22 protein-coding genes and 1 pseudogene are annotated in these 25819 nt (G+C 68.2%); 14 read left to right on the forward strand and 9 right to left on the reverse strand.

Features of this window, described 5'->3' with window-relative positions:
• Positions 1-21: 21 nt before the first annotated feature.
• Genes murD through LA521A_RS14350 form a run of 3 tightly spaced genes read right to left on the reverse strand, consistent with a single transcriptional unit; the run spans position 22 to position 5364 of the window.
• Complete coding sequence (gene murD, locus LA521A_RS14340; protein WP_281779546.1) at positions 22-1446, reverse strand: UDP-N-acetylmuramoyl-L-alanine--D-glutamate ligase; 1425 nt, start codon at positions 1444-1446, stop codon at positions 22-24.
• The gene (murL, locus tag LA521A_RS14345; RefSeq protein ID WP_281779547.1) at positions 1427-2788 is read right to left on the reverse strand and encodes a UDP-N-acetyl-alpha-D-muramoyl-L-alanyl-L-glutamate epimerase; all 1362 of its coding nucleotides are present in this window, start codon (positions 2786-2788) and stop codon (positions 1427-1429) included. The genes murD and murL overlap by 20 nt, the downstream gene beginning before the upstream one ends.
• Positions 2785-5364 (reverse strand): bifunctional aspartate kinase/diaminopimelate decarboxylase, encoded by a 2580-nt coding sequence (locus LA521A_RS14350; protein ID WP_281782106.1) that lies wholly within the window; start codon positions 5362-5364, stop codon positions 2785-2787. The genes murL and LA521A_RS14350 overlap by 4 nt, the downstream gene beginning before the upstream one ends.
• Positions 5365-5548: 184 nt before the next feature.
• Here LA521A_RS14350 and LA521A_RS14355 point away from each other — a divergent pair, with 184 nt between their 5' ends.
• Complete coding sequence (locus tag LA521A_RS14355; RefSeq protein WP_281779548.1) at positions 5549-6430, forward strand: PhzF family protein; 882 nt, start codon at positions 5549-5551, stop codon at positions 6428-6430.
• 53 nt (positions 6431-6483) lie between these two features.
• Here LA521A_RS14355 and LA521A_RS14360 read toward each other — a convergent pair whose 3' ends face one another.
• From LA521A_RS14360 to LA521A_RS14370, 3 genes are all read right to left on the reverse strand, one after another.
• Positions 6484-7119 carry a glycine zipper 2TM domain-containing protein gene (locus LA521A_RS14360; RefSeq protein ID WP_281779549.1) on the reverse strand — a complete coding sequence of 212 codons (636 nt, stop codon included), beginning with the start codon at positions 7117-7119 and terminating at the stop codon, positions 6484-6486.
• A 110-nt stretch (positions 7120-7229) separates the two neighbouring features.
• A complete protein-coding gene (locus LA521A_RS14365; protein WP_281779550.1) occupies positions 7230-7922 on the reverse strand; it encodes an alpha/beta fold hydrolase in 693 nt (230 codons plus the stop codon).
• Between the two features lie 9 nt (positions 7923-7931).
• Entirely contained in the window at positions 7932-8369 is a 438-nt protein-coding gene (locus LA521A_RS14370) for an OsmC family protein (protein WP_281779551.1), read from the reverse strand.
• Positions 8370-8640: 271 nt separating this feature from the next.
• Between LA521A_RS14370 and fusA the strand changes: the two genes are divergently transcribed.
• The 6 genes from fusA to LA521A_RS14400 all read left to right on the forward strand — a co-directional run bounded on the left by fusA (position 8641) and on the right by LA521A_RS14400 (position 14737).
• Positions 8641-10683 (forward strand): elongation factor G, encoded by a 2043-nt coding sequence (gene fusA, locus LA521A_RS14375; protein ID WP_281779552.1) that lies wholly within the window; start codon positions 8641-8643, stop codon positions 10681-10683.
• A gap of 87 nt (positions 10684-10770) precedes the next feature.
• Positions 10771-12018 (forward strand): DUF2272 domain-containing protein, encoded by a 1248-nt coding sequence (locus LA521A_RS14380; protein ID WP_281779553.1) that lies wholly within the window; start codon positions 10771-10773, stop codon positions 12016-12018.
• A gap of 157 nt (positions 12019-12175) precedes the next feature.
• Positions 12176-12817: a LysE family translocator gene (locus tag LA521A_RS14385; RefSeq protein WP_281779554.1), complete on the forward strand. Its 642-nt coding sequence runs from the start codon at positions 12176-12178 to the stop codon at positions 12815-12817.
• A 142-nt stretch (positions 12818-12959) separates the two neighbouring features.
• The gene (locus LA521A_RS14390; protein ID WP_281779555.1) at positions 12960-13532 is read left to right on the forward strand and encodes a YceB family lipoprotein; all 573 of its coding nucleotides are present in this window, start codon (positions 12960-12962) and stop codon (positions 13530-13532) included.
• Between the two features lies 1 nt (position 13533).
• Entirely contained in the window at positions 13534-14229 is a 696-nt protein-coding gene (locus LA521A_RS14395; protein ID WP_281779556.1) for a hypothetical protein, read from the forward strand.
• Between the two features lie 10 nt (positions 14230-14239).
• Positions 14240-14737: a putative toxin-antitoxin system toxin component, PIN family gene (locus LA521A_RS14400; RefSeq protein ID WP_281779557.1), complete on the forward strand. Its 498-nt coding sequence runs from the start codon at positions 14240-14242 to the stop codon at positions 14735-14737.
• A gap of 143 nt (positions 14738-14880) precedes the next feature.
• Here LA521A_RS14400 and LA521A_RS14405 read toward each other — a convergent pair whose 3' ends face one another.
• The 3 genes and pseudogenes from LA521A_RS14405 to LA521A_RS14415 form a co-directional block, all read right to left on the reverse strand.
• Positions 14881-17106, reverse strand: coding sequence for a DUF5916 domain-containing protein (locus LA521A_RS14405; RefSeq protein WP_281779558.1), 2226 nt, complete (start codon positions 17104-17106; stop codon positions 14881-14883).
• A 245-nt stretch (positions 17107-17351) separates the two neighbouring features.
• The gene (locus LA521A_RS14410) at positions 17352-18161 is read right to left on the reverse strand and encodes a 3-hydroxybutyrate dehydrogenase (protein WP_281779559.1); all 810 of its coding nucleotides are present in this window, start codon (positions 18159-18161) and stop codon (positions 17352-17354) included.
• A gap of 404 nt (positions 18162-18565) precedes the next feature.
• A pseudogene (locus LA521A_RS14415) lies at positions 18566-19027 on the reverse strand (SET domain-containing protein); the annotation flags it as partial.
• A 227-nt stretch (positions 19028-19254) separates the two neighbouring features.
• Between LA521A_RS14415 and LA521A_RS14420 the strand changes: the two are divergent.
• From LA521A_RS14420 to LA521A_RS14450, 7 genes are all read left to right on the forward strand, one after another.
• Positions 19255-19710: an SUF system Fe-S cluster assembly regulator gene (locus LA521A_RS14420; protein ID WP_281779560.1), complete on the forward strand. Its 456-nt coding sequence runs from the start codon at positions 19255-19257 to the stop codon at positions 19708-19710.
• Positions 19711-19725: 15 nt separating this feature from the next.
• Positions 19726-21189: a Fe-S cluster assembly protein SufB gene (sufB, locus tag LA521A_RS14425; protein WP_281779561.1), complete on the forward strand. Its 1464-nt coding sequence runs from the start codon at positions 19726-19728 to the stop codon at positions 21187-21189.
• Positions 21190-21233: 44 nt separating this feature from the next.
• Positions 21234-21998, forward strand: a complete 765-nt coding sequence (gene sufC / locus LA521A_RS14430) for a Fe-S cluster assembly ATPase SufC (protein ID WP_281779562.1) — start codon at positions 21234-21236, stop codon at positions 21996-21998.
• 1 nt (position 21999) lies between these two features.
• Positions 22000-23301, forward strand: a complete 1302-nt coding sequence (gene sufD, locus LA521A_RS14435) for a Fe-S cluster assembly protein SufD (RefSeq protein ID WP_281779563.1) — start codon at positions 22000-22002, stop codon at positions 23299-23301.
• A gap of 11 nt (positions 23302-23312) precedes the next feature.
• On the forward strand, positions 23313-24557 hold the full coding sequence (locus LA521A_RS14440) for a cysteine desulfurase (RefSeq protein ID WP_281779564.1): 1245 nt from the start codon (positions 23313-23315) through the stop codon (positions 24555-24557).
• 80 nt (positions 24558-24637) lie between these two features.
• Positions 24638-25171, forward strand: coding sequence for a GNAT family N-acetyltransferase (locus LA521A_RS14445; RefSeq protein ID WP_281779565.1), 534 nt, complete (start codon positions 24638-24640; stop codon positions 25169-25171).
• On the forward strand, positions 25168-25497 hold the full coding sequence (locus tag LA521A_RS14450) for a non-heme iron oxygenase ferredoxin subunit (protein ID WP_281779566.1): 330 nt from the start codon (positions 25168-25170) through the stop codon (positions 25495-25497). The genes LA521A_RS14445 and LA521A_RS14450 overlap by 4 nt, the downstream gene beginning before the upstream one ends.
• The last annotated feature ends 322 nt before the right edge of the window (positions 25498-25819 follow it).

Below are 25819 nucleotides of genomic sequence, written 5' to 3' on the forward strand. Positions count from 1 at the left end.
CGATCCACCGACCCTCGGGAGTCAGGCGACGCCGAGTCCCGGAATCGTGCTGATCCTCTCCGGATCGAACCCCGCCAGCTCGGCGAAGTGGCGCCCGCGCGCCACGTAATCGCGATACAGGCCGAAGCTCGGCGCACCGGGCGACAGCAGCACCACGCCCTCCCCGCCCAATGCCGATTTCGCCTGCGCCATCGCATCGGCCAGATCGCTCGCCTCACCCAGTACGAAGCCCATCTGCGCGGCGAGCGGTTCGAGCAGCGCGTGGATGCGCGGCCCGTTCTGCCCCATCGTCACGATCGACCGCGGCGCACGTGTCCGCATCGCCTCGGCGAAGTCTTCCCACGGCAGGCCACGATCGTGTCCACCGATCAGGATCGCGACACGTCGCGAGGCGAAACACTCCAATGCCGCGAGGCTCGCGTGCGGCGTGGTGCTGATCGAATCGTTGACGTAGGTGATGCCGTCCCGCGTACCGATCGTCTGCAGCCGATGCGGCAGCGGGCGGAAGCTCGCGGCGTGCGGCGCAAGCGGCACCGCATCCAGCCCAAGTGCTTCGATCGCCGTCAGCACCGCGCACAGGTTGCCGCGGTTGTGGCGCCCCGGCAGCGGCAGCGCGCGCGTATCCATGACGAACGCATCGCCGCGGTACAGATCGTCCTCGCGCAGATGCCACCCGTCGGCGCGACCGAACCAGCGCACCTCGCTGCCGGTGAGCGAAGCGCCCAGTTGCGCCAGTCGCGGATCGTTCGCGTTGAGCACGGCAATGCGCGGCCGGGCCTGCGTGATCAGGCGGAGCTTGTCCGCGACGTAGCGCTCGTGCGAGCCGTGCCAGTCCAGGTGCTCGGGGAAGAGGTTCAGCGCGATCGCCACCTGCGGTCGTACACCGCTCTCCGCGACGTCGCCGGTCTGGTAGCTCGACAGCTCGATCGCCCAGAGCTCCGGCGCGATGTCCGGCTCCAGCGCTTCCAGCAGCGGCAACCCGATGTTGCCCGCGAGCGCGGTGACGTGGCCGCCAGCGCGTAGCAGGTGCGCGAGCAGCGCCGTCGTCGTGCTCTTTCCCTTCGTGCCGGTGACGCAGATCGTGTCCGCGGCGACGCCGTCGCGGCCCGCATGTTCGGCGAACCACAGCGTCGTGCCGCCGATGAAACGCGTGCCGGCCTGCGCGGCGGCAACGGCCTCGGGCTTGTACGGGCTGATGCCGGGCGATTTCACCACCACGTCGAACGCCGACAGGCGCGATGCGGAGGCGTCCGTTTCAGCGGACAGGTTCGCATCGCCGAGCGCCATCGCTTCCGCGGCTTCCGCCGTCGAGCAGAACAACGTCAACGCCAACTCCGGCAGTCGAGCGCGGATCGCGCGATACGCCGCTCGGCCTTCGCGGCCCCAGCCCCAGAGCGCGACCTTGCGGCCGTCGAGCGAGGCGATGTCAGGCGGCGAACTGCGCACGCAGGCGTTCCCACAAGGCGGCCGGGATGCGGTGATCGTCGTCGATGACGAGCAGCGGCTCGATCGCGAGTTCGCCAGCATCCAGCTGCGGACGGATCTCGTGCGCGAAGCGGTCAACCAGCGCGTCCTCGCGCCACTCCGGCCGATCGGCCAATGCGGACATCGCGGCGCGGGATTCGCGGCCTTCGCCGACGCATTCGAACGGCTTGTGGTTCTGGTATTCCAGCAGCGCGTCGAAGCCGGGGATCTGCGCCGGGTCGTCGAGCAGGTTGCGGCCGAAAATCCCCATCAGGCGCGGCTTCGGCATGAACGGCGCGAGCGCGAGGAACACGAAATGGCACTTCGGGCACACGCCGCACCAGCGGCTCGCCGGGCGCTCGCCGAGGATGTGGAAGTTGCGGTTGCAGCTGCTGAAGTGCGCGTCGTAGCGGTCGGTCTTCGCGAACTGGCGCGCGACCGCGAGTTCGCTCAGCGGACGCAACAGCGAGTAGTAATGCAGGTCCGCGGCGACCTCGCGCTGCACGTACTCGCCGAACGCGCGCTCGCACGCCCAGCCCTTCGACCACTGGTGGTTCACCTCGCCCGTGCCTTCGATCACGCTGCCGTAGCTGGCGGAGCGTTCGTTCGAGAACACCACCTGGTCCACGCCCAGCAGCACCGCGGCGAAGACCATGATCGCCGAGTTCAGCACCGTGACCGGAATGTGCCCGTTCCACGCGCCTTCGCGGTTGTAGTCGAACAGCTGCGGCGCGAGCGCGCGGCCGAGGTTCAGCGTCGGCAGGCCCGTGCGTTCGGCACAGGCGCGGATCAGCTGCGAGCCGCCGATCCACGTGACCGTCTGTTCGACGCCCAGCGCGCGCAGCGCTTCGATGCTGACCAGCGAATCCTTGCCGCCGCCGATGGCGACGAGCGCGTGTTCGCGCAGGCCGAGCTTCGGCGCCTTCGTGCCCGCCTGCTGCGTCACCGGGAAGTTGATCTTCCCGTGCAGGTTCAAGCCATTGCGATAGGCGAATTCGCCCAGGCCGTTGACGTAGATCAGCTCCATCAGCGCCGCGGTGTCCCCGTCGATCGCGTAGGAATCGATGCGGATTTCCGACGGCACCGCCGCCTTGTAATAGCTCACGCCGGCGATCAGGTGCAGCAGGCGCAGCGCGCGCTCGGCAGCCTGCGTGCGCTGCACGTCGAGCACGAACGGCGCACCCGGCACGGTGATCGTCTCGATCATCTCCGGGCCGTCGTCGAAGGCGTACACCAGCTGCGCGACGCCCGTGTCCGCGTCGAATCCGCAACGCACGAAACGGAACGCGCGGATCGCGTCGCGGTTGAATTTCCACTCACTCATTCGATTGCTTCCTCGGCCGGAAGGGCCCGCAGGTTGTAGGTGTTGGCCATCGCCATGCCGTAGGCGCCGGCGTCGGCAACGAGGATCACGTCGCCTTCGGCGGTGTCGGCGGGCAGCGTGCGACCGCGGCCGATCACGTCGCTGCTTTCGCAGACCGGACCGACCACTTCGAACACCGCCGTGCCGTTCGCCTCGTCGCGGCCCAGGTTGAAGATGCTGTGGTAGGCCTCGTACATCGCCGGACGCATCAGCGCGTTCATGCCGGCATCGCAGCCGACGCGGCGCACGCCGTCCTTTTCGACGACCTGCGTCGCCGTCAGCAGCAGCGCGCCGCTTTCGGCGACGAGGTAACGACCCGGCTCGATCACCAGACCGTAGCGCGGATACGCCGCCTTGATTTCCTCCAGCCCCGCGCGCCACAGCGGCAGGTCGAACTGCGGCGCTTCCGGCGTGTACGGGATCGGCAATCCGCCGCCGATGTCGATGGTCTCGATCGTGCCGATGCCGTCCGCCAGCCCGGCGAGGTGCGCGTACACGCCACGCCAGTGCTGCGGATCCTCGATGCCGCTGCCCAGGTGCGCGTGCAGGCCGCTGATGCGAATGCCAAGCTTGCGCGCCTCTTCGACGAACGCATCGAAGCGCGTCATCGGCAGGCCGAACTTCGCCGCGACGCCACCGGTCTTGACCTTCTCGTGATGGCCTTCGCCGTGGCCGAGGTCGATGCGCAGCCAGATCGTGCGGTTGCGGAACACCTCGGGCCAGCGCTGCAGCGCTTCGATGTTGTCGAGCGTGACGATGATGCCGCGCTCGAACGCCGCCTCGTATTCGCGACGCGGCGCGAAGCTCGGCGTGAACAGCACGCGGCTCGGCGCGATGTGCGGCAGCGTCGCGAAGACGTGGTCGAATTCGCCCTGCGACACGCATTCCAGCCCGAAGCCTTCGCCGACCAGCGTGCGCAGGATGTCCGCATTCGGATTGGCCTTGATCGCATAGAAGCAGCGATCCACCGCATTGGTCGCGCTGAGCGAACGCGCGCGATCGCGCACCGTCGCCAGGTCGTAGACGTAGCGCGGCGTGCCTTTGCCGGCGAGCGAAAGCAGTTCATCGCGACGACCGCGCCACCACGCCGGCGCGCGCTGCGGCGCGCCGAAGGCGATCTCGCGCCAGCTCGGCCCGAACACCGTCGCATCGCGCACCGGCATCGCGCGCGAACGGATGAGTTCGGCGTGCAGGTGCGGCAGCAGGCCTTCGGCATCGGCTTCGTCGATAACGAAGGTGAGGTTGAGGTCGTTGGACGATTGCGAGATCAGGTGCACGTGCTGGCGGCCGAACGTCGCCCAGATGTCGCTCAGGCGATGCAGCAGCGAACGCATGCCGCGCCCGACCAGCGTGATCGCCGCGCACGGCGCGATGACCTTCACGCGGCAGATTTCCGCGAGATCCGCGCTGAGCGCTTCCAGCACGTTGGTCGTGACCAGGTTCTCGCTGGGATCGAGCGAGACGGTGACGTTGGTTTCCGACGAACCGATCAGGTCGATCGACAACCCGTGGCGCTTGAAGCGTTCGAACACGTCGGCAAGGAAGCCGACCTGCTGCCACATGCCGATGCTTTCCATCGACACCAGCACGATGCCGTTGCGACGGCTGATCGCCTTCACGCCGGGCACCGTCGCGGCGGTCGCGTCGATGCGCGTGCCGGGCAGTTCCGCGCGTTCGGTGTCTAGGATCGCCATCGGCACGCCGGCATCGCGGCACGGCGCGATCGAACGCGGATGCAGCACCTTCGCGCCGGTGGTGGCGATTTCCTGCGCTTCGGCGTAATGCAGGCGCGTGAGCAGGCGCGCTTCGGGCACGTCGCGCGGATTGGCGCTGAACATGCCGGGCACATCGGTCCAGATTTCCACGCGCTGCGCCTTCAGCAACGCGCCGAAATACGCCGCCGAGGTGTCCGAACCGCCGCGGCCGAGGATCGCCGTGCCGCCGTCGCCGTGGCGCGAGATAAAGCCCTGCGTGATCAGCGCGCGGGTCGGCTGCGCGGAGAAGCGTTCGCCGAAACCGTCGCCGTCGAGCCTGCAATTCACCGACAACCGCTGCGACCACGCGCTGGCGTTGGGCAAGGACACGGCATCGAGCCAGTCGCGCGCATCGCACCAGCCGAAATCCAGCCCCTGCGAACGCAGGTACGCCGCACCGAGCGTGGACGACAGCAGTTCGCCCTGCGCGAGCACTTCGGCCTGCCACTCGAGCGGACGCTGCGCCGCGCGCGGGTCCGTACCCAGCGCCTGCAATGCCGCGAGGCGCTGGCCAAGCACGGTGTCCGGATCCAGGTCGAGTTCGCTGCAGAACGCGCGATGGCGTTCGACCAGCGCGGCGATGCGTGCGTCGACGTCATCGCCGTTGGAGATCGCCTGCAGCTCGTTGGTAACGCCCGACAGCGCCGAAACCACCACCAGCACGCGGACGCCCTCTTCGGACATGCGTTTTCCGGCGAGGCGTCCGATGGTGTCCCAACGGTTCCGGCGGGACACCGAGGTGCCGCCGAACTTGAGTACTACCCAGCGATTCGCTTCCGCCACTGCAACGGTTCCTTTGATGAGGTTCTGGAGTCTGGTGATGATCAGATGGAATGTGGTTGCCGCCGAAACCATGCCGGCGCGAGGCCGCCACGGAAACTAGAATGGCGCGCCCGCCCTGCCAGGGCGTGGGACGCGCCGTAAACTTCGCGATTCTAGTCGAATATTCCACTCGGACCCCCGCCGAATGACGCTTCGCCGCTACCTGCAACTGGATGTGTTCGCCGACCGGCCCGGCGCCGGCAACCCGCTCGCCGTCGTGCTGGACGCACAGGGCCTGGACGACGCCCGCATGCAGGCCATCGCCCGCTGGACGCGCCTGCCCGAAACCACCTTCGTCTTCCCGCCGACGCAACCCGGCGCGGCGTATCGCGTGCGCATGTTCAGCCCGCGGCGCGAGGTGCCGTTCGCCGGACATCCCAGCGTCGGCACCGCGCACGTCGTGCTGGATGCGGGGATGGCCGAACTCGTCGACGGGCAAATCGTGCAGGAAGGCGCCGCGGGTACGCTGCCGTTGTCCGTGGAGGGCGACGGCGCGACGCGCACCATCGCGGTGCGCACGCCGCGCGCGCGGGTGGTCGAGGTCGCCGAACCGGGCGATGCGCGTCTTGCCGCAGTGCTGGCAGCGCTGGAACCCGGCGCGCTCCCGCCGGCCCTGATGGACGGCGGCCGCCGCTGGTGGCTGGCCGAAGTCGCCAGCGAATCGGCGCTGCGCGGCGCGACGCCGGACTGGGACGCCATCGCGCAACTGGCGGAAACCACCGAAACGATGGGCTTGTGCGCGTTCGCCCGCGCCGATGCGGGCCGCGATTACGACCTGGTCGTGCGGGCTTTCGTTGGCGCGCCGGCGCGGTTCGAGGACGCCGCCTCCGGCGCCGCCAACGCCACGCTGGCCGCATGGCTCAGGCACAACGACGCGCTGCCGGGATCGGGCGGGCGCTATACCGTGAGCCAGGGGCGCGAAGTCGGTTTCGACGCGCGCCTGCAATTGCGCGTCGACGCCGACGGCGAAGTGTGGTCGGGCGGACAGGTGTGCAACGTGGTGCGCGGGACGATCGACTGGGCGTAAGTCTGTGCGTCGGACCCGGGCGCGCTGCGCTTGCCCGGGCTACAAGACGGCGATTACTCGGGCGTGACGTTGACCCGCACGCGGATGCGATCGCCCGGGTCGTAGTTCGTCCGCGTGGTGTAGGTGCGCCCGGCGTATTCGTACGTCACGTCGTAGGCGCCCGCATTGCGGCTGCCGTTGCGCGAGGAGTAGTAGCCGTCGCCTTCGTACACGGGGTCGCAGACGCGTACCGTGCCGACGCGTTCGCGCTGGTTCTGGCTCTGGTCGTAGATCTGACGGCCGGCCATGCCGCCCACGACCGAACCGATCGCCGAGGTCGCATAACGCGCACTGCCGCCGCCGATCTGGCTGCCGACCGCCGCACCGACGATGGTGCCGACGATGGTCGAGACCGTGCGCCCGGCTTGCGAACCACCCGTGGGATATCCGCTCCCGTACGAATCGCCGCCGTAGTAGCCGTCGTTCCGGTAACCGTCGTTGCGGTAGCCGTCGCCGCCGACGTAGGTCGGGCGCTCGTAGCACCGCTGCTGCGGGGCGGCGGTGTCGTAGCGGTCGAACACCGGATCGACGCGGACCACCCGCGCGTAATCGCTGCTGCTGGTCGATCCGTACTGCGGGTAGGACTGCGCATGCAACGGGCCGCTCGCGGCGGCGGCCAGCGCGAGGGAAGCGACGATCAGGCGAATCATGGGAAGGCTCCGACGCCGAAGGGCGTGGCCGCATCGTCCTGCCGCTGCGGGCAATGGGTGCTGAATCCCGGCCTTCACACGCCCCGTCCCCCCGACGCGATTTACCGTGCCTACAGCCGCGGGGTCAGCCAGAGCGCGGCCTGCGTCGCGACGGTCGCGGCATCGCGGCCGAGCAGCGGCCCCACGTGGCCCGGCGATGCGACCCGCACAAGGTCCGCGTCCCAGGCCCGCGCGAGTTCGACGGTGAGTTCCGGCGGGACATCCTCGTCCAGCGCCGAGGCGATGCAGAGCGTCGGGCATGCGGGCGCATCCAGCAGCAGGCCGGCGTGCGCCTGCCGGAGCACGGCGCCGGATTCGTCGCGCCATCGCCGGAACGCATACAGCGCGGTGGCGTCGTCCGAATCGGGCAGCGCGCGCCGGGTAGAGGCGAGTCGGGCGTCGTGCCGCCAGTGGACGAGGTCGGGCCAGTCGCGACGCGGCAGGCGGTCGGCCCACGGCGCGGGCGGTACGGGGTTCACCAGCACCAGCGCGTCGGCCGCGTCCGCGCAGGCCATCGCGAGCAGACCGCCGAGGCTCGCGCCGACCAGCGCGCAGGGATGCGGCGCGGCGTCCAGCGCAGCGCGCACCTGCGCCACGTAGTCGTCGAAACCGGTGGATTCCAGCCCGCCGCTGCCGGGCTCCAGGTCCAGCGCATCGACCTCGAACCCTTCGGCGGCGAGCACGCGCCGCCACACGTTCCATTCCCACCCGCCGCCGCCGGCGCCATGCACCAGCACGGCGTGGCGGTTCGGACCGGACGCCATGCCGCCCGATCAGCCCTGCAGCGTGGCCTGGAGCGTCACCGGCACCGACAGTGCGCGCGAGATCACGCAGCCGGCCTTGGCCGCTTCGGCGTGCTGCTTGAAGGTGGCCTCGTCCATGCCCGGGGCCTTGGCGGTGACCACCAGGTTCACGCCGGTGATCGTCGGGCCGGGGTCCATGCCCGGTTCCATCGTCACTTCGGCGCGGGTCTGGATGGTGTCCGGCGGGGTGCCGGCCTTGCTCATCACGGCCGACAGCGCCATCGAGAAGCAGCCCGCGTGCGCGGCGGCCAGCAGTTCCTCGGGATTGGTGCCCTTCTCGTCGCCGAACCGCGTCTTGAAGGAGTAGTTCTGGTCCGTGAACAAGCCGCTCTGCGGCGTGCTCAGGGCGCCCTTTCCGCCCTGCAGGTCGCCGTTCCAGACCGCTTCGGCAATGCGCTTGAACGCCATCTCGCTACTCCTTCGTGGGGTGAAAGAGCGTGCAGCCTAGCGTGACGGACGTTAGCCGCGCATGCGCGATGGCGGGGACGCACGGCGTGAAACCCGTAGAGGGTCCACAGTTCGCCGCGCGCCGGCTTGACCACCCCTCCCCCTTGCGCGAGGCTTTCGGTCCCGGCGCCCCGCCGGCACCCGCCATGACCGCCCGCCGAGCGCCCCTTCGCGCAGGCGCAGCGCCGGACAGCCATGACGGCCTTCCCACCCTCACGGGAGAAGTCCGCTCATGTCCTACAGCACACAATCCATCCGCAACGTGGCCCTGGCAGGCCACCCCGGCGCCGGCAAAACAACGCTCTTCGAAGCCCTGCTGCAGGCCGGCGGCGCACTCCAGACGGCAGGCACGATCGAACGCGGCAACACCGTGTCCGACTTCGATCCGATCGAGAAACAACGCGGGCATTCCATCGACGCCGGCGTCGCCAGCATCGACCACGCCGGCATGCACGTGAACCTCATCGACACCCCGGGCTATCCGGATTTCCGCGGGCCCGCGCTCTCGGCGCTGGGCGCGGTGGAAACCGTGGCCGTCGTCGTCGATGCCGCCACCGGCGTGGAATACGGCGCGCGCCGGATGATGGAGTACGCGCGCGGCCGCAACCTGTGCCGGGCCATCATCGTCAACAAGATCGACCATGAAGGCGCCGCGCTCGACGGCGTGCTGTCGGACCTGCGCGAGACCTTCGGCCCGGAATGCCTCCCCCTCAACCTGCCCGCCGAAGGCGGAAAGCGCGTGGTCGATTGCCTGCTCAACCCGCAGGGCGACAGCGACCTGGGGTCCGTGGCCGACTGGCACCAGAAGATCATCGACCAGATCGTCGAGATCAACGAAACGGTGATGGAGCACTACCTCGACGTGGGCGAAGAAGGGCTTTCGGGCGAGGAATTGCACGACGCATTCGAGCAATGCCTGCGCGAAGGCCACCTGGTGCCGGTGCTGTTCTGCTCCGCGCGCACGGGCGTCGGCATCGCCGAACTGCTGGACGTGGCCGAACGCTGGTTCCCCAATCCCGCCGAAGCCAACGCGCCGCCGTTCGAGAAGGGCCCCGAACGCACGCGCATCCAGGCCACGCCCGATCCGAAGGCGCACGTCATCGCCGACGTGTTCAAGATCGTCAACGATCCCTTCGTCGGCAAGCTCGGCGTGTTCCGCGTGCACCAGGGCACGGTGAAGAAGGACACGCAGCTGTTCGTCGACGACGGCAAGAAACCGTTCAAGGTCGGCCATCTGTTCAAGCTGCGCGGCAAGGACCACGTCGAAATCGAACAGGCGATTCCCGGCGACATCGCCGCGGTGGCCAAGGTTGAGGAGCTGCACTTCGACGCGGTGCTGCACGACAGTCACGACGAGGACCAGATCCGTCTCTCGCCGCTGGATTTCCCACGCCCGATGTTCGGCCTCGCGGTGGAAGCGGCGAGCAAGGGACAGGAACAGAAGCTCGCCACGGCGCTGCACAAACTGTCGGAAGAAGATCCATGCTTCGTCGTCGAACACGAGGCCGAAACCAACGAGACGGTGATCCGCGGCCTCTCCGACCTGCACCTGCGCATCAACCTGGAACGATTGAAGGAACGCTACGGCGTGGAAGTGACCTCGCGCCCGCCGCGCATCGCGTATCGCGAAACCGTCAGCGGCAAGGCCGAGGGCCACCACCGCCACAAGAAGCAGACCGGGGGCGCGGGCCAGTTCGGCGAGGTGTTCCTGCGCATCGAACCGCTGCCGCGCGGCACGGGGTTCGAATTCGTCGACGAGGTGAAGGGCGGCACGATCCCGGGCCAGTTCATGCCGGCGGTGGAGAAAGGCGTGCGCCAGGTGCTGCGCAGCGGCGCGCTGGCCGGATACCCGATCCAGGACGTACGCGTGATCGTCTACGACGGCAAGCATCATCCGGTGGACAGCAAGGAAGTCGCGTTCGTCGCCGCGGGCAAGAAGGCCTTCCTCGATGCGATCGGCAAGGCGCGCCCGCAGGTGCTGGAGCCCATCGTCGAGCTGGAAGTCAACGCGCCCGAGCAGCACATGGGCGACGTAAGCGGCGGCCTGGCCAGCAAACGCGCGCGCATCAGCGGCACCGACAGCGTGCGCGGCAACGAGATCGTCGTGAAGGCGCAGGTGCCGCTGTCGGAGCTGGAAGGCTACGCGGCGGAACTCAAGTCCGTCACCGCCGGCCGCGGCCGCTACTCGCTGGACTTCAGCCACTACGAGCCGGTGCCGACGAACGTGCAGCAGAAGCTGGTCGAGGCGTACAAGCCGCGGCACGAGGAGGATTGAGGTCGGCGGCCGGCACGCGTGCGACGCGATGCCGGCTTCACGCGCCTGTGGCCACTCTGTGCGCTCCGCCACGGACGAGCGCCCCCCATGCGATCGACACGAACCACGCTGCCGACCGTTGTGATGGTCGCCTTGGGCATGACGCTGGCGGTGTTCGCGAGCCTCCCGGCGTGGGCGCAGACGGCGCGCAGCGCCAGCCGCGCGATCCCGGCGTTTCCGCGGCCGGCCGGGTTCCCCGATCCGGCGCTGCGCGTGACCTACTCGCGTGCCGACGAAGCGCCGCCGATGATGGTGCGCGTGGGCGAGAACCGCTTCGAGCCGCTGTATCGCCGCACGCCCGACGGCGGTTATGCGCCGGCGCGAGCGGCGGGCTATCGCATCGCCATGAGTTCGTGTCCATCGATCACCACGCGCGGCGGCGATTACCGCTCGCGCATGATCGACCTCGCCGCCGCGGAATGGGCCTATTTCGGCCTTCCCATCCTCGACATGGCGGTGGAGCCGGCGGCGATCGTGCCGCGCGTGCTGCAGCCCTCGGGCGTGGTCGAGATCATCTCGCCGCAGCGCAACGCCTCCATCGGCGATCGCGTCCTGCGCCAGGCGCCGCGCCTGGGGCTGTCGGAAGACGACTACGAGGTGAGCGGCGCCATCGCCGGCTACTGGGCGGCGACCGGCAGCGAGGAAGCGATGCGCGTGCAGAGCATCGTCGACTATGGCTGGGAGGGCGCCGGCTGGGCGATGCCGTGGTCGGCGGCGTTCATATCGTGGCTGGCGTGCGAGGCGGGATTGTCGACCGAGCAGTTCCGACGCAGCGGCGGGCACATCGACTACGTGCGTGCCGCAGTGCGCGCGCGCGACGGCCAGGATCCGAGCCACGCCTTCGTCGCGTACGATCTGACCGAAGCGACGCCCGAAGCCGGCGACCTGCTGTGCACGTCGCGCGGCGACAGTTCGTTCGCCTCCATCGCCGATATCCGCTCCGGCAACAGCCCGTCGAACGCGCTGCATTGCGACCTGGTGGTGAAGACCGATGCCCAACACAACCGGCTGTATGCCATCGGCGGGAACGTGAACCACGCGGTGACCTTGTCGGTGGTCGCCACCGATACGAAGGGCCGGCCGCTGACGGACTCGGACATCATCGGCGCGCATCGCTGGTTCGCGGTGCTCAAGCCGCGCGTGGGCGGGAAGGTCGCGCACGACCTGGACGGTACGCCGACGGTGCAGATGCTCTATCGCGACTACGCGCGCTACGCCGGCGCCCGACGCGGACAACCGCCCGTGCCCGTCGAGGCGCGTGGGGCGAAGGCGAAGGCGAATGCGGCATCTCCTTGAATCGCGGCCGTTGCCGGGCGGTCGCTGATGCCCACGGCGGCTGGCGGATCGCAGGACCGACCCACTCGCCTGGCACGACAAACCGTTGCATCGCCGCATTCCCGCCTGCGACACGGCCCACGTAACCTGTGCTCCCGCCGCAGCCCCACGCTCCGCCATGCCCCTGTTCGACACCGCCACCCTGCTCGCCTACACCGCCGCGGCCGTCGTGCTGGTGCTGCTGCCGGGGCCCGGCACGGCATGGATCCTCGCGCAGAGTTTCGCCGGCGGCACGAAGCGCGGCATCCAGGCGGGCCTCGGCCTGGAAACCGCGACGCTGCTGCACGCGCTGGCCGCGGGCCTGGGGCTTTCGGCACTGCTGGCCACCTCGGCGATGGCGTTCGAGTTCGTCAAATACCTCGGCGCGGCGTATCTGGTCTGGCTCGGCATCAAGGCGTGGCGCAACGGCGACGCCGGGGCGACGCCTGCCGATGCGGACGCGCCGAAACCCCGCGCGTCCGGCCGCAGCGTCTACCTGCGCTCGGTGGTCACCGGCGTGCTCAATCCGAAGGTCGCGCTGTTCTTCCTCGCGTTCCTTCCGCAGTTCGTGCATCCCGAGCGCGGCTGGGTGTGGCTGCAGTTCTTCGTGCTGGGCGCGTTGCTGGCACTGATCGGGTTCTGCAACGACCTGTTCCTGAGCTTTGCCGCCGGACGCTTCGGTCGACGCTTCGCCGGCGGCAACGGGCGCTGGATGCAGCGCGTGACCGGCACGCTCTTCATCGGCCTCGGCCTGCGCCTGGCGATGCAGCAGCGCGGCTGACGTCCATCGGCGCGACGGAACCGCCGGTCGCATCGTCACCCCACGTGGACGCCGGATCGCTAGCATCGCCGCACGCCACCGCTGCGAGTGGTGTTGTTCATGCGGCGCGGGTATCGTCCGGTGCATCCCCGTGGAGCACGAGATGATCCCGCGCCGCACTCTTCGCATCGCCCATACCACCCTCTTCGCCATCGCGATGTTCGCGCTGCTGTCGGCCTGTTCGACGATGGGCGCGCTGCTCGGCGACGACGTCCGCTTCACGCCGATGCAGCTGCAGCATTCGCTGGATCGCAATTTCCCGAAGCATTACGACAAGCTCGGCGGACTCGTCTCGCTGACGCTGATGAACCCGCGCCTGTCGATCCCGCAGGACGGCAATCGCCTGCGACTGGATTTCGACGTCGGCCTGGGCGCGCTGGGCAGCGACAGCAGCAAGGCGTCGGGGCGATTCGCGCTCACCAGCGCGCTGCGTTTCGATCCGTCCACGCGCGGGCTGCACCTGCTCGATCCGCGCATCGAACAGGTCGACGTGCCCGCGCTCGGCGGCGTGATGAATGCCAGCTCGCGTGCGCTGCTCAACTCGTGGCTGTCCGAGTACGCGCGCGAGGAGCCGGTCTACCGGTTCGACAACAGCCTGCTCGACCGCCTGGGTTCACGCCGCATCGGCACGACCGCCATCGAGAATGGCAACGTGGTCGTCCACCTGGATCAATGACATGCCGCAGTTCCGACACGTCCTTCTGCTGGCCTGCGCCGTTGCGTTGTCCGCGTGCGGCGGCGACAAGTCGCGCGCGCCGGGCAGCACGTCCGAAGACGGCACCGAGGCGCTGCCCGCCCCCGCCGGCGCGCGCGGCAGCGTGACCGGCATGCCCGACGAACCCGGCCCGGGCCAGGTCGGCCCGCCGAAACCCGAAGACGCCGTGGCGCTCGACGCCGAAGGCAATCCCGTGCTGCCGACGGACGACCCGCTCGCGGGCACGACCGCGCCGGTCGATCCCAATGCGCCGCCCGTGTTGCCCACCGACATCGCGACCAACGAACCCTCGGTCGAAGACGCCGTCGCCGTCATCCGCGATTACTACGCCGCGATCAATCGCCGCGACTTCGCGCAGGCGTACGCGCTGTGGTCCGACGGCGGGCGTTCGAGCAACCAGACGCCGGAGCAGTTCGCCGCGGGGTTCGCCGATACGACGGGCGTTTCGGTGGAGATCATGGCGCCCGGTCGTGTCGATGCCGCAGCCGGATCGCGCTACGTCGAGGTGCCCGTCGCGCTGACCGCCACGCACGCCGATGGCCGGCAGCAGCGCTTCGTCGGCGCGTACACCCTGCGTCGCGCCGTGGTGGACGGCGCCAGCGCCGAGCAGCGCGCGTGGCGCATCGGCACGGCGGACCTTCGCGAAGTGTCGCCGTGATGCGGACGGCATGGTGAGCGATCCGCGCGAGCGTGACGCTTCACCGCGCATCGTGCTCGACACCAACGTGTGCCTGGACCTGTTCGTGTTCCGCGATCCGTCGGTGGCGACGTTGCGCGATGCGTTGGCGTCGAACGCGGTCGTCGGCACGACAAGCGACGAATGCCGCGCCGAATGGCAGCGCGTGCTCGCCTATCCGGTGCTGCGGCTGGACGAAGCGGCCCGCGCAGAGCGGCTGCGCGAGTACGACGCGGCCATGCATGTGTTCGACGACACGCGACCGCTCGATGTCGTCCTGCCGCGCTGCGCCGATCCGGACGACCAGATGTTCCTGGAACTCGCCGCGCGATGCGGCGCGCGATGGCTGCTGAGCCGCGATGACGCGCTGTTGCAGCTCGCCCGCAGAACGAAGCGCGAAGGATGGTTCGAGATCCTGACGCCTCGGCAATGGGTGGAATCGCACATCGCTCGCCGTCATTCCGGCGAAGGCCGGAACCCTGGCCCTTAGCGCCGAGTTTCTTCCTGTTTTCGTTAGCAGCGCCGGTAGCTGGCGCCGCTATGCAGATCGCATGTTTGCGTGGATCCCGGCCTTCGCCGGGTCACGGTTTCAGGTGATCTGCCTTCTTCGTGCGAGTGGCCGCAACGCCCGCCTCAAAGCTCGAACCGGTAACTCAACTTCACCAGCAGCTGCTCGTCGTCGCGCAGGTCCAGGCTGTCACGCAGCAGGTCGCTGGCGCGCTCGGTGAACGGATCCTGCTGGTAACCGCCGCGCCCGTACACGACGTACAGGTACGACAGCGGCGCGAACTCGTAGCGGTAGCGGATCTGGAAGCCCAGGTTGCGCACGCTGAAGTCTTCGACCAGATCCTCCGACGCGACCGACGCGCCGCCCGGCAGCACGCGATACGCCTGCTGGATGCCCGCGTCCAGGCCGATCGCCTGCATCTTCACGCGCAGCTCCTGCTTGTTGGTGATCGTCCAGTCCAGGCCGGCATCCACCTGCAGCATGCGTTCCTCGAACTCGCCGATCAGGTTGTCCTGCTGCCACACCAGCCAGCTGGGAATGCGCTCGTAGAAGCCGCCCAGGTACACGCTGAAGGCGTCGCTGATGAAGTACGTCGGCTGCACGCGCAGGTTGTAGCCGATCTTGTCGTTGCCGGCGAGGCCGCCGGAGAACACTTCGGCCTCCGTATCCCACGCCCAGTCGCCCTTGCGCGGCCGCTCGTACTCGTAGAACGCATTGAAGTTGGCGGGCTTGTCGACGATGCCATTGCCGCGCGTGAGCAGGTCGTCGATGCCGGCGCCGTTGATGTTGATCTGCGCATATTCGTAGCTGCCGTTGCGCAGGTTGCCTTCGCGGCTGATGCGCAGCTGGCGCGACAACCGGTCGCCGTGGTCGCTGTCCGTGCCGCTGATGCGCGCGCGCCAGTCCTTCATCGCGTAACGCGATTCCTTCGGCAGGTCGGTGAAACGGCGCATCACCTGCCAGTTCAGGTAGTTGGTGCTGTTGCGCTGCAGGTAGCCGAAATCGTTGATTTCCAGCTCGTTGCCGAAATGCATCGCAAGCCACTGCTGGCGCCAGCCGTGGTCCATCTCGTAGTTGACCCACATGGTCGCGCCGTTGTCGTCGGTGGTGCGGCCCTGCTCGTCGATCTGGCTGCCGATGACGCGCGTTTCCACGCTGAGCTTCGCCGTCGGGCGCCAGTTGTGGTCCACGCCCATCACCGTCGCGGTGCGATCCAGGAACGGTCGGTCGACGTAGGTCACCATCGCGCCCAGGTTCTGCTTGGCGAGGTCGCGCACCACGCGCACCGCGCCGAACGTGCGGCCGACTTCGTCGGCTTCGTCCGCGGCGAACACGCCGTACTTGGTCGCGCCGATGCTGCCGTTGAGTTTCACCGCCGCGGTGATGTCGCCGGCGCCGTTGCCGTCGTCCGCCGGCCCGCCCACGCGGCGCGTATACAGCAGCTGGCTGTAGTCCGACGGCGTGGTGAATTCGAAGATGCCCTGGTTCTCGGTGAAGAACGGGCGCTTGTCGCTGATGAAGGTTTCGGTGGCGTCGAAGTTGACCACGAGGTCGTCGCTTTCGACCTGGCCGAAATCCGGGTTGATCGTCGCCGACAACTGGAACTGGCCGTTCGGCTTCCAGAAGATGTCCGCGCCGCCGTCGAAATCGCTGTCGCCGCTGATGTTGTCGTACAGGCCCGACACGTACGGCGTGATCGCCAGCAGCGACTGGTCGTACTGCGGCATCTCCACCGGCGCGAAGTCGGACAAAAAGCGCGGGCGCGTGTAGCTCGCGCCCGGCCACGCCGCGCGCTCGCCGGTGGAACCGGTCACGCGGTCGAGGTAGATCCGCACCGTGCGCACGCCGTCCTTGCCCTCGCGCATCGGCGCGATGTACCAGGGGATGAGCATCTCGACCGACCACGACGTGTCGTCCTCGCTCACGGCGTGGCGCCAGTTGCCGTCCCAGTCGTCGTTGAACTGGTTCTCGTTGGTGATCACCGCGTCGGAGATGCCGTCCGTCGAGGACACCGTGAAGTTGTAGCCGGTGCGCGCATCGCCGTCGTAATCGATCATCAGGTTGACGCGGTCGACCTGCTCCTCGAAGTCGCGGCGCACGCGCTGGCGGGTGCGCGTGTCCATCGGCTGCTCGTTGCGGAACGCGACGGCCAAACCTTCGGGCGTGGCGAGGATCCAGGCTTGCGTCGGCAGCGTCGCCGGCTCGAGCGACAACGGCTGGACCTTGCGGAAGTCGGTGACGTGGCGTGCGCCCTCCCATTCGGCAGGGTCGATGCGGCCGTCGATCTCCACGGCGAAGGCGGGCGTGGAAAGTGCGGCGAATGTGAGGATCGGGAGCAGCGTTGCGCGCATGCGGAGGTCTTCGCGGTCCATGTGGCCAGCGCGGCGAGCCGGCCGCGCGATCGCGCGCCAACGGCATTCCGTGCTGCAGATTCGGCTTCGTGCCGGCCCGGGCCGAGTGCCCGAACGGTGCGCAGACTAAGCGGCGCGGGCGAACCCTACGCAGTGGCGTGAGTCATGGCAACCCTTTGGGTTTTCCGCGCATCAACCCGATGTGGAGCGCCCCCGCGAGGCGGCGCACGACGCGTTGCGCGTCGTTACTGCATGTGCCAGCCGTGGCTGACCACGAAGCTCTGGCCCGTGAAGGCCGCAGTCGGGAACTCGGCGAGGAAGCGCACCGTGCGCGCCACGTCCTCGACCGTGGTGAAGATGCCGTCGACCGTGTTGCCGAGCATCACGCGGCTGACGACTTCCTCCTCGCTGATGCCCAGTTCCTTCGCCTGCTCCGGGATCTGCTTGTCCACCAGCGGCGTGCGCACGAAGCCGGGGCACACGACGTGGCTGCGCACGCCATGTTTGGCGCCTTCCTTGGCCAGCGTGCGCGACAGGCCGAGCAGGCCGTGCTTGGCGGTCACGTAGGCCGATTTCAGCGGCGAGGCCAGGTGCGAGTGCACCGAGCCCATGTAGATGACGGTGCCGCCACGCGGCGTGCCGTCGGCTTTGGTGGCGTACATGTGCGGCAGCACGGCCCGGGTGGTGAGGAACGCGCCGTCGAGGTGGATCGCCAGCATCTTCTTCCAGTCGGCGTAGGCGAACTGGTCGATCGGGTTGACGATCTGGATGCCCGCGTTCGACACGAGGATGTCCACGCCGCCGAAGGCTTCATTCGCTTTGGCGACACCCGCGTGGACGGCGGCTTCGTCGGTGACGTCCATCGCGATACCCAGCGCCTTGCCGCCCTGCCCTTCGATCTCCGAGGCGACGGCCCGGGCGCCGGCCTCGTTGAGGTCGGCAATTACCACCGCCGCGCCGGCACGTGCCAGTTCGAAGGCGATCTCACGACCGATGCCGCTGGCGGCGCCGGTGACGAGGGCGGTCTGGCCGACGAGGGCGCGGGGCTGGGTCATGCGGGGGCTCCTGTGCGTGGCGCGGTGCGCACCGATCGTGCCGACGCAGTGTGTCCATGCGACGGCAGGAGCGCCATTGTTCGATGGTACGGGATGGGGATTGCGTGATTCTTCCGCAGCGCCGGGACGCTGCGGCTTGCCGGCGTTGGGCGGCAACCCGTTCCCTTCTCAGCGTTTGTAGCCGGGTAAGCGAAGCGCACCCGGGTTGGAGACGCGACCGCGCTCCCGGGTGCGCTTCGCTTACCCGGGCTACCAAAGCCGCGCGAGGCTTACGCCGCCTTGCGTCCGGCCTTCTTCGCGCCGGTCTTCTTCGATCCGGCCTTCTTCGAGCCAGCGGCCTTCTTGCCAGCCGCCTTCTTCGAACCGGCGGCCTTCTTCGCCTTCGAAGCCGGCTTCTTCGGCGTCTTGGGCTGCAGCAGCGTGCCGGTGCAGTTGCGCGAACCGCAGCGGCATTCCCAGATCTTCTTCAGCTCGGCCGTGTGCTTTTCCTCGAGCGTGATGCCGTAGTTGTACGACAGCTCCTGGCCCGGCTTGATGTCGCGGATCGCCTCGATGAACACGCGGTCCTTCGTGCGGTCGTCCCCGTCGGCCTCTTCCAGCACGGCCTCGCAGTTGGGCGAGCAGCTGTGGTTGATCCAGCGCGCCACGCCGCCTTCGTAGTTCGCGTCGATGACGTATTCGTCGTTGAGCGTGAACAGGAAGGTGTGGCCCGAATCGGGATCGCCGGTCACGTCGTTGTCGACTTCCTCGTGCGTCCGGCGCCGGCCCTTGTATTCGATGATGCGTTCGCCCTTGGCGATCGGGGCGACGGCGAAGACGCCATTGCCATGGATGGCGGAACGACGGGCGACGATCTTGCGCGGCATGCGGAGGTCCGGTTGGGTGAAAGCGGCCATTCTGTACGGATCGGCGCGACATCGCCATCGCAGGCCCGTCACGGGACCGAAGATGCGCCCCGATGGCGGCACGATCGCGTCGCCGGCGCACTTGGCCGCTGGCGCCGCGACCAGTCTGAATCCCCCCGACCCGGGCCCTTGGCCCCGGGCACTTGAAACCGTACAATTCCGGTACGGATTCAACCAAGCAGTGCCCGATGCTCCGCGTCACCAAGCTCACCGATTACGCCACGGTCGTCATGACCGCCCTCGCCCACGGCGCGGATTCCGTCCTCAGCGCCTCCGAACTGGCCGAGCGCGCGGGCCTGGAAGCCACCACGGTCGCCAAGGTCCTGAAGCCGCTGGCGCAGGCCGGGCTGGTGGAAGGGTTCCGCGGCGCGAACGGCGGCTACCGCCTGGCGCGTCCCGCCGACGAGATCGGCCTGATCGAGATCGTGGAGGCCATGGAAGGGCCGTTGGCGATGACCGAATGCAGCGGCCACACCGGTCAGTGCGATCTGGAGTCGTCCTGCACCGTCCGCGCCAACTGGCGCCGCATCAACGACGTCGTGGTGGAGGCGCTGCGCGCGGTCACCCTCGCGCAGATGCTCGTCCCGCCGCCCGACGGCGTCCCCGGAACACCCGCCAAGCGCATCGACCTGCGCCTGGCTTGAACAGTAGGCAGCCCAATGGCCACCGAAATCCTTGAAAACCGCCCGCTCGAAAACCGCGAGATCCATGAACAGCTCGGCCGCAAGTACGAGGCCGGCTTCGTCACGGACATCGAATCCGACTCCCTGCCGCCCGGCCTCAACGAGGACGTGATCCGCGCGCTGTCGGCGAAGAAGAACGAGCCGGCATGGATGACCGACTGGCGCCTGGCCGCGTACCGGCACTTCCTCACCATGCCGATGCCGCACTGGGCCAAGCTCAACATCGCGCCGATCGACCTGCAGGCGGTGAGCTATTACTCCGCGCCGAAGGCCAAGTACGCCTCGCTCGACGACGTCCCGCAGGAGCTGCTCGACACCTACGAGAAGCTCGGCGTGCCGCTGCACGAGCGCGCGAAGCTCGCCGGTGTCGCCGTGGACGCGGTGTTCGACTCGGTATCCGTCGGCACCACGTTCCGCAAGGAACTGGCCGAGAAGGGCATCATCTTCTGCTCGCTGTCCGAAGCGCTGCACGATCACCCCGAGCTGGTGAAGCAGTACCTCGGCACGGTGGTCCCGACCGGCGACAACTACTTCGCCGCGCTGAATTCGGCGGTGTTTTCCGACGGCAGCTTCGTGTTCATCCCCAAGGGCGTGCGTTGCCCGATGGAGCTGAGCACCTACTTCCGCATCAACGCTATGGGCACGGGCCAGTTCGAGCGCACGCTGATCATCGCCGAGGAAGGCAGCTACGTGTCGTACCTGGAAGGCTGCACCGCGCCGATGCGCGATGAGAACCAGCTGCACGCGGCGGTCGTCGAGCTCGTCGCGCTGGACGATGCGGAGATCAAGTATTCGACCGTGCAGAACTGGTATCCGGGCGACGAGGAAGGTCGCGGCGGCATCTACAACTTCGTGACCAAGCGCGGCGAATGCCGCGGCGCACGCAGCAAGATCAGCTGGACGCAGGTGGAAACCGGTTCGGCGATCACGTGGAAGTATCCGTCGTGCGTGCTGGTCGGCGACGACTCGGTCGGCGAGTTCTATTCGGTCGCGCTCACGCACCATCGCCAGCAGGCCGACACCGGCACCAAGATGATCCACGTCGGCAAGCGCACCAAGAGCAAGATCGTCAGCAAGGGCATCAGCGCCGGCCACGGCCAGAACACCTACCGCGGCCTGGTGAAGGTGCTCGGCTCTGCCTCCGGCGCGCGCAACCACACGCAGTGCGACAGCCTGCTGATCGGCAAGAAGTGCGGCGCGCACACGTTCCCGTACATCGAAGTGAAGCATCCCGACGCCACCGTCGAGCACGAAGCGACCACCTCGAAGATCAGCGAGGACCAGCTGTTCTATTGCCGTTCGCGCGGCATCGGCGAGGAAGACGCCGTGTCGATGATCGTCGACGGCTTCTGCAAGAGCGTCTTCCGCGAACTGCCGATGGAGTTCGCGGTGGAAGCCAAGAAGCTGCTGGAAGTGTCGCTGGAAGGCAGCGTCGGTTGACGCATCTTTCGAACCACAAATCACGAATCACGAATCACGCCGCCATGCTCAAGATCGAAAACCTCCACGTCTCCGTCGCCGGCAAGGAGATCCTCAAGGGCCTCACGCTGGAACTCACGCCCGGCCAGGTGCACGCGGTGATGGGTCCCAACGGCGCGGGCAAGTCCACGCTCGGCAACGTGCTCGCCGGCCGCGAAGGCTACGAAGTCACTGCCGGCACCGTGACGTTCGATGGCCGCGACCTGCTGGCGCTTGAGCCGGAAGAGCGCGCCGCGACTGGCGTGTTCCTCGCGTTCCAGTACCCGGTCGAGATCCCGGGCGTGAACAACACCTATTTCCTGCGTTCGGCGCTCAATGCGCAGCGCAAGGCGCGCGGCGAGAGCGAACTGGATTCGATGCAGTTCCTCAAGCTGGTGCGCGAGAAGCTCGCCGTGCTGCACCTGAAGGACGAGCTGCTGCACCGCGGCGTCAACGAAGGCTTCTCCGGCGGCGAAAAGAAGCGCAACGAGATCTTCCAGCTCGCGCTGCTCGAGCCGAAGCTTGCGATCCTCGACGAAACCGATTCGGGCCTCGACATCGACGCTTTGAAGGCCGTCGCCGATGGCGTGAACGCACTGCGTTCGCCGGAGCGTGCGTTCTTGGTGATCACCCACTACCAGCGCCTGCTCGACTACATCAAGCCTGACGTGGTGCACGTGCTGGCCGATGGCCGCATCGTCGAGACCGGCGGCCCCGAACTCGCGCTGGAGCTGGAACAGCACGGCTACGCGTGGGTGAAGGACCGCATCACGCCAACCGCGAGCGCCTGACATGAGCGCCCTGCTCGATTCCTTCGCCGCGGCTTTCCAGTCGCTGGACCTGCGCGATGCCGCGGGCCTGCGCGACACCCGCCGCGCCGCGCTCGACGACGCACTGCGCGACGGCGTTCCGCATGCGCGCGTGGAGGCGTGGAAGTACACGCCGCTGCGTGCGCTGGAACGCCGTGCGTTCGCCGCGCCCTCGCAATCTCCCGCGGCGTTGGATACCGCGCTGCTCGCCGACATTCCGTCGCCGCGCATCGTGTTCGTCAACGGCCGTTTCGATGCGCAGCACAGCGATGTGTCGGGCCTGCCGTCCGGCGTGACGTTGCAGCCGCTGTCGCACCTGCTGGTCGAAGGCGAGCCGCGCGACGCCAACTTCCTCGCACGCCGCTTCGATCGCAGCGACGAGATCTTCGCGCGCATCAACGCCGCGCTCGCCGATGATGGCGTCGTGCTTCGCGCGCAAGCCGGCGTGCAGTCGTCGCAGCCCATCCACCTGGTGTTCGTCGGCGTCGCAGCCGCTGGTACCGACCAGGCCTGGCATCTGCGTCATCTCATCGAGCTTCGCGATGACGCATCGCTCGTCGTGGTCGAACACCATCTCGCAGCCGGCGCGCACAGCCATCTTGCGAACCAGCTGATGCACGTGCACCTCGGCGCGAGCGCCACGCTGCGCCACGCGCGCGTGCAGGACGACGCGACCGACGCAACGCTGATGGCGCGTACCGAAGCGGTGCTCGCGAAGGACGCGGATTACCGTCGTATCGATCTCGAACTCGGCGGCGGCCTGTCGCGCCACGAACTCAACGCCGCGCTGCACGGAAACAACGCGCGCCTGCACGCGAACGGCGTGCTGCTCGCGTCGGGCAAGCGTCATCTGGATACGCGCCTTGGCATCGACCACGTCGGCCGCGACACCTCGTGCGAACTCACGTGGCGCGGCATGGCGGCCGGCCGTTCCAAGGCGGCGTTCCATGGCGGCATCCTGATCCGCGAAGGCGCCGATGGCACCAACGCGCAGCTGTCGAACAAGAACCTGCTGCTGAGCGAAGGCGCGGAGATCGACACGCAGCCGGTGCTCGAAATCCACGCCGACGAAGTGCAGGCCGCGCACGGCGCGACCGTGGGCCAGCTGGACCCGACCGCGCTGTTCTACCTGCGCAGCCGCGGCCTGTCGTCCGACCAGGCGCGCGCGCTGCTCACCGCGGCGTTCTGCCGCGAAACCCTGTCCGTATTCGAGCCGGGCGACGCGCTGCGCAGCGCGCTGGAAGCCCGCCTCGACGCCGCGCTGGAACGCCTCGGCGCGGCCTGATTGGAGCCACGATGAACCTTCCCGCCACCGATTCGACCCACGTCATCGACTGGGCCCGCGTCCGCGCGGACTTCCCGCTGCTCACGCGCGAAGTGCACGGCAAGCCGCTGGTCTATTTCGATTCGGCCAACACCGGGCAGAAACCTGAGTCGGTGATCGACGCGGTCGACGACTTCTATCGTCGCCACAACGCCAACGTCAGCCGCGCCGTGCATGCGCTCGGCACGGAGGCGACGGAAGCCTACGAAGGCGCGCGCTCGAAGCTGGCCAAGTTCCTCAACGTGCGCGCAGACGAACTGGTGCTGTGCAGCGGCACCACGTTCGCGCTGAACCTGGTCGCGTATTCGTGGGCGCTGCCGCAGCTCAAGGCGGGCGACGCGATCGTGCTCACGCGCATGGAGCACCACGCGAACATCGTGCCGTGGCAGCTCGTCGCGCAGCGCACGGGTGCGATCATCAAGGTCGCCGAGATCGACGGGCGTGGCGAGCTCGACCTGCCGCAGCTGTACTCGCTGCTCACGCCCGAGGTGAAGCTGCTTTCGCTCACCCACGTGTCCAATGTGCTCGGCACGGTGAACCCGGTGCGCGAGATCTGCCGCGAAGCGCGCAAGCGCGGCATCGTCACGGTGGTCGACGGCTCGCAGGCCGTGCCCCATCGCGCGGTGGACATCGCGTCGATCGGCTGCGATTTCTACGCCTTCACCGGCCACAAGATGTCCGGCCCGACCGGCACCGGCGCGCTGTGGGCGCGACGCGAACACCTCGCCGCGATGCCGCCCTTCATCGGCGGCGGCGAGATGATCAAGGAGGTGCGCTTTGAAGGCACCGTGTTCAACGACGCGCCGCACAAGTTCGAAGCGGGCACGCCGAACATCGCCGGCTTCGTCGGCCTCGGCGCGGCCGTGGATTACCTCTCCGGCCTTGGCATGCACCACATCGAAGCGCGCGAGAAGGAACTGCTGGCGCACTTCAACGAAGCGCTATCGACCGTTGACGGGCTGCGCATCTTCGGCGATGCGCGCGAGAAGTCCGCCGTGGTCAGCTTCCTCGTCGAAGGCGCGCACGCGCACGACCTTGCGACGCTGCTGGACCTGGAAGGCGTCGCGATCCGTTCCGGACACCACTGCGCGCATCCGCTGATGCAGCATTTCGGCGTACCGGCCACCTGCCGCGCGTCGCTGGCGTTCTACAACACGCACGAGGAAATCGAGGCGTTCGTGGCCGCCCTTCAGAAGGTTCGCCGCCTGCTGGGATGATCTCCCACGCCGCGTCGGATGACAGCGTCGCGGCGAGGCCGGAAAATGGGCCGGTCCGCCCCCACCGACCGACCGCGCCCATGACCGCACAGCCCCTGCAGTTCCGCCACGCCACGCACGCCGACGTCGACGCGCTCGTCGCGCTGATCGAATCCGCCTACCGCGGCGACGTGAGCAAGCAGGGCTGGACGACGGAGGCGGACATGCTCGGCGGCCGCCGCACCGGGCCGGACGACGTGCAGGCGTGCATCGACCGCCCGCGCAGCGCGATCCTCATCGCCGAGCGCGATGACGGCGAACTGCTCGCCTGTGCGCACGTCGCCGAAGAGGATGGCGCCGGCTATTTCGGCATGTTCTCGGTCAATCCCGGCCTGCAGGGTGGCGGCATCGGCAAGCAGGTCATCGCCGAAGCCGAGCGCCTCGCGCGCGAGGAATGGTCGCTGCCGTCGATGCGCATGACGGTGATCGACATCCGCGACGAGCTGATCGCCTTCTACGAACGCCGCGGCTATCGCCGTACCGGCATCAAGAAGCCGTTCCCGTACGGCGACGAGCGCTTCGGCCAGCCCAAGCGCGACGACCTGCGTTTCGAAGTGCTGGAGAAAACGCTGTGAGCGGCGAGCAGTGGGTGTTCGTCTGCGCCACGTCCCAGCTGCTGCCGGGCGAGAGCACGGTGGCGTGGGACGGCGATACGGCGATCCTGGTCGTCAACTACGACGGCGATTTCTACGCGCTGGAAGACAAGTGCTCGCATGAGGACTTCGAGTTGTCGGCCGGCAATTTCGACGGCGAGGAAGCCACTGTCGAATGCGTCCTGCATGGCGCGAAGTTCGACGTCCGCGACGGGCGCCCGCTGTGCGCGCCCGCGTATGAGCCGGTGCCGAAGTTCCCGGTGAAGGTCGACGACGTCGGCGTGTGGACGCGCGACGATCGCGGCTGACCTCCGCGGATTGGCCCCGCTCCCACCTTCGATCTGCTTGTGTAGCCCGGGTAAGCGAAGCGCACCCGGGGGCCCTCACGCTTGAACCCGGGCGTTGCCATTGGCACCCGTTCTTCCGCCACAGGCGGATGGGCCTTTGAATCTTGCGGGTGAAGCCCCCCGGGTGCGCTTCGCTTACCCGGGCTACAAACGCCTGATTGCTACATAAGCCAAGCGAGCCGCGGGCGCCGCTCATCCGTCCGCGTTCACTTTCCGTTGCAAATGAGAATCTATCTCATTAACATCCGACCCCGAACCGCGGCCGTGCCGCACGCCAGTTTTC

It is taken from the genome of Lysobacter auxotrophicus (assembly GCF_027924565.1).
Lineage (GTDB): Bacteria > Pseudomonadota > Gammaproteobacteria > Xanthomonadales > Xanthomonadaceae > Lysobacter_J > Lysobacter_J auxotrophicus.

What these genes read in the sequence shown, in the direction of transcription:
- sufD (WP_281779563.1), top strand. Translation starts at nt 22,000, where the DNA reads ATGAGCGCCCTGCTCGATTCCTTCGCCGCGGCTTTCCAGTCGCTGGAC.
- LA521A_RS14440 (WP_281779564.1), top strand. Translation starts at nt 23,313, where the DNA reads ATGAACCTTCCCGCCACCGATTCGACCCACGTCATCGACTGGGCCCGC.
- LA521A_RS14370 (WP_281779551.1), bottom strand. Translation starts at nt 8,369, where the DNA reads ATGGCGTTCAAGCGCATTGCCGAAGCGGTCTGGAACGGCGACCTGCAG.
- LA521A_RS14380 (WP_281779553.1), top strand. Translation starts at nt 10,771, where the DNA reads ATGCGATCGACACGAACCACGCTGCCGACCGTTGTGATGGTCGCCTTG.
- murL (WP_281779547.1), bottom strand. Translation starts at nt 2,788, where the DNA reads ATGAGTGAGTGGAAATTCAACCGCGACGCGATCCGCGCGTTCCGTTTC.
- fusA (WP_281779552.1), top strand. Translation starts at nt 8,641, where the DNA reads ATGTCCTACAGCACACAATCCATCCGCAACGTGGCCCTGGCAGGCCAC.
- LA521A_RS14445 (WP_281779565.1), top strand. Translation starts at nt 24,638, where the DNA reads ATGACCGCACAGCCCCTGCAGTTCCGCCACGCCACGCACGCCGACGTC.
- LA521A_RS14360 (WP_281779549.1), bottom strand. Translation starts at nt 7,119, where the DNA reads ATGATTCGCCTGATCGTCGCTTCCCTCGCGCTGGCCGCCGCCGCGAGC.
- sufC (WP_281779562.1), top strand. Translation starts at nt 21,234, where the DNA reads ATGCTCAAGATCGAAAACCTCCACGTCTCCGTCGCCGGCAAGGAGATC.
- LA521A_RS14385 (WP_281779554.1), top strand. Translation starts at nt 12,176, where the DNA reads ATGCCCCTGTTCGACACCGCCACCCTGCTCGCCTACACCGCCGCGGCC.
- LA521A_RS14420 (WP_281779560.1), top strand. Translation starts at nt 19,255, where the DNA reads ATGCTCCGCGTCACCAAGCTCACCGATTACGCCACGGTCGTCATGACC.
- LA521A_RS14395 (WP_281779556.1), top strand. Translation starts at nt 13,534, where the DNA reads ATGCCGCAGTTCCGACACGTCCTTCTGCTGGCCTGCGCCGTTGCGTTG.
- LA521A_RS14400 (WP_281779557.1), top strand. Translation starts at nt 14,240, where the DNA reads ATGGTGAGCGATCCGCGCGAGCGTGACGCTTCACCGCGCATCGTGCTC.
- LA521A_RS14365 (WP_281779550.1), bottom strand. Translation starts at nt 7,922, where the DNA reads ATGGCGTCCGGTCCGAACCGCCACGCCGTGCTGGTGCATGGCGCCGGC.
- LA521A_RS14390 (WP_281779555.1), top strand. Translation starts at nt 12,960, where the DNA reads ATGATCCCGCGCCGCACTCTTCGCATCGCCCATACCACCCTCTTCGCC.
- sufB (WP_281779561.1), top strand. Translation starts at nt 19,726, where the DNA reads ATGGCCACCGAAATCCTTGAAAACCGCCCGCTCGAAAACCGCGAGATC.
- LA521A_RS14410 (WP_281779559.1), bottom strand. Translation starts at nt 18,161, where the DNA reads ATGACCCAGCCCCGCGCCCTCGTCGGCCAGACCGCCCTCGTCACCGGC.
- LA521A_RS14355 (WP_281779548.1), top strand. Translation starts at nt 5,549, where the DNA reads ATGACGCTTCGCCGCTACCTGCAACTGGATGTGTTCGCCGACCGGCCC.
- LA521A_RS14405 (WP_281779558.1), bottom strand. Translation starts at nt 17,106, where the DNA reads ATGCGCGCAACGCTGCTCCCGATCCTCACATTCGCCGCACTTTCCACG.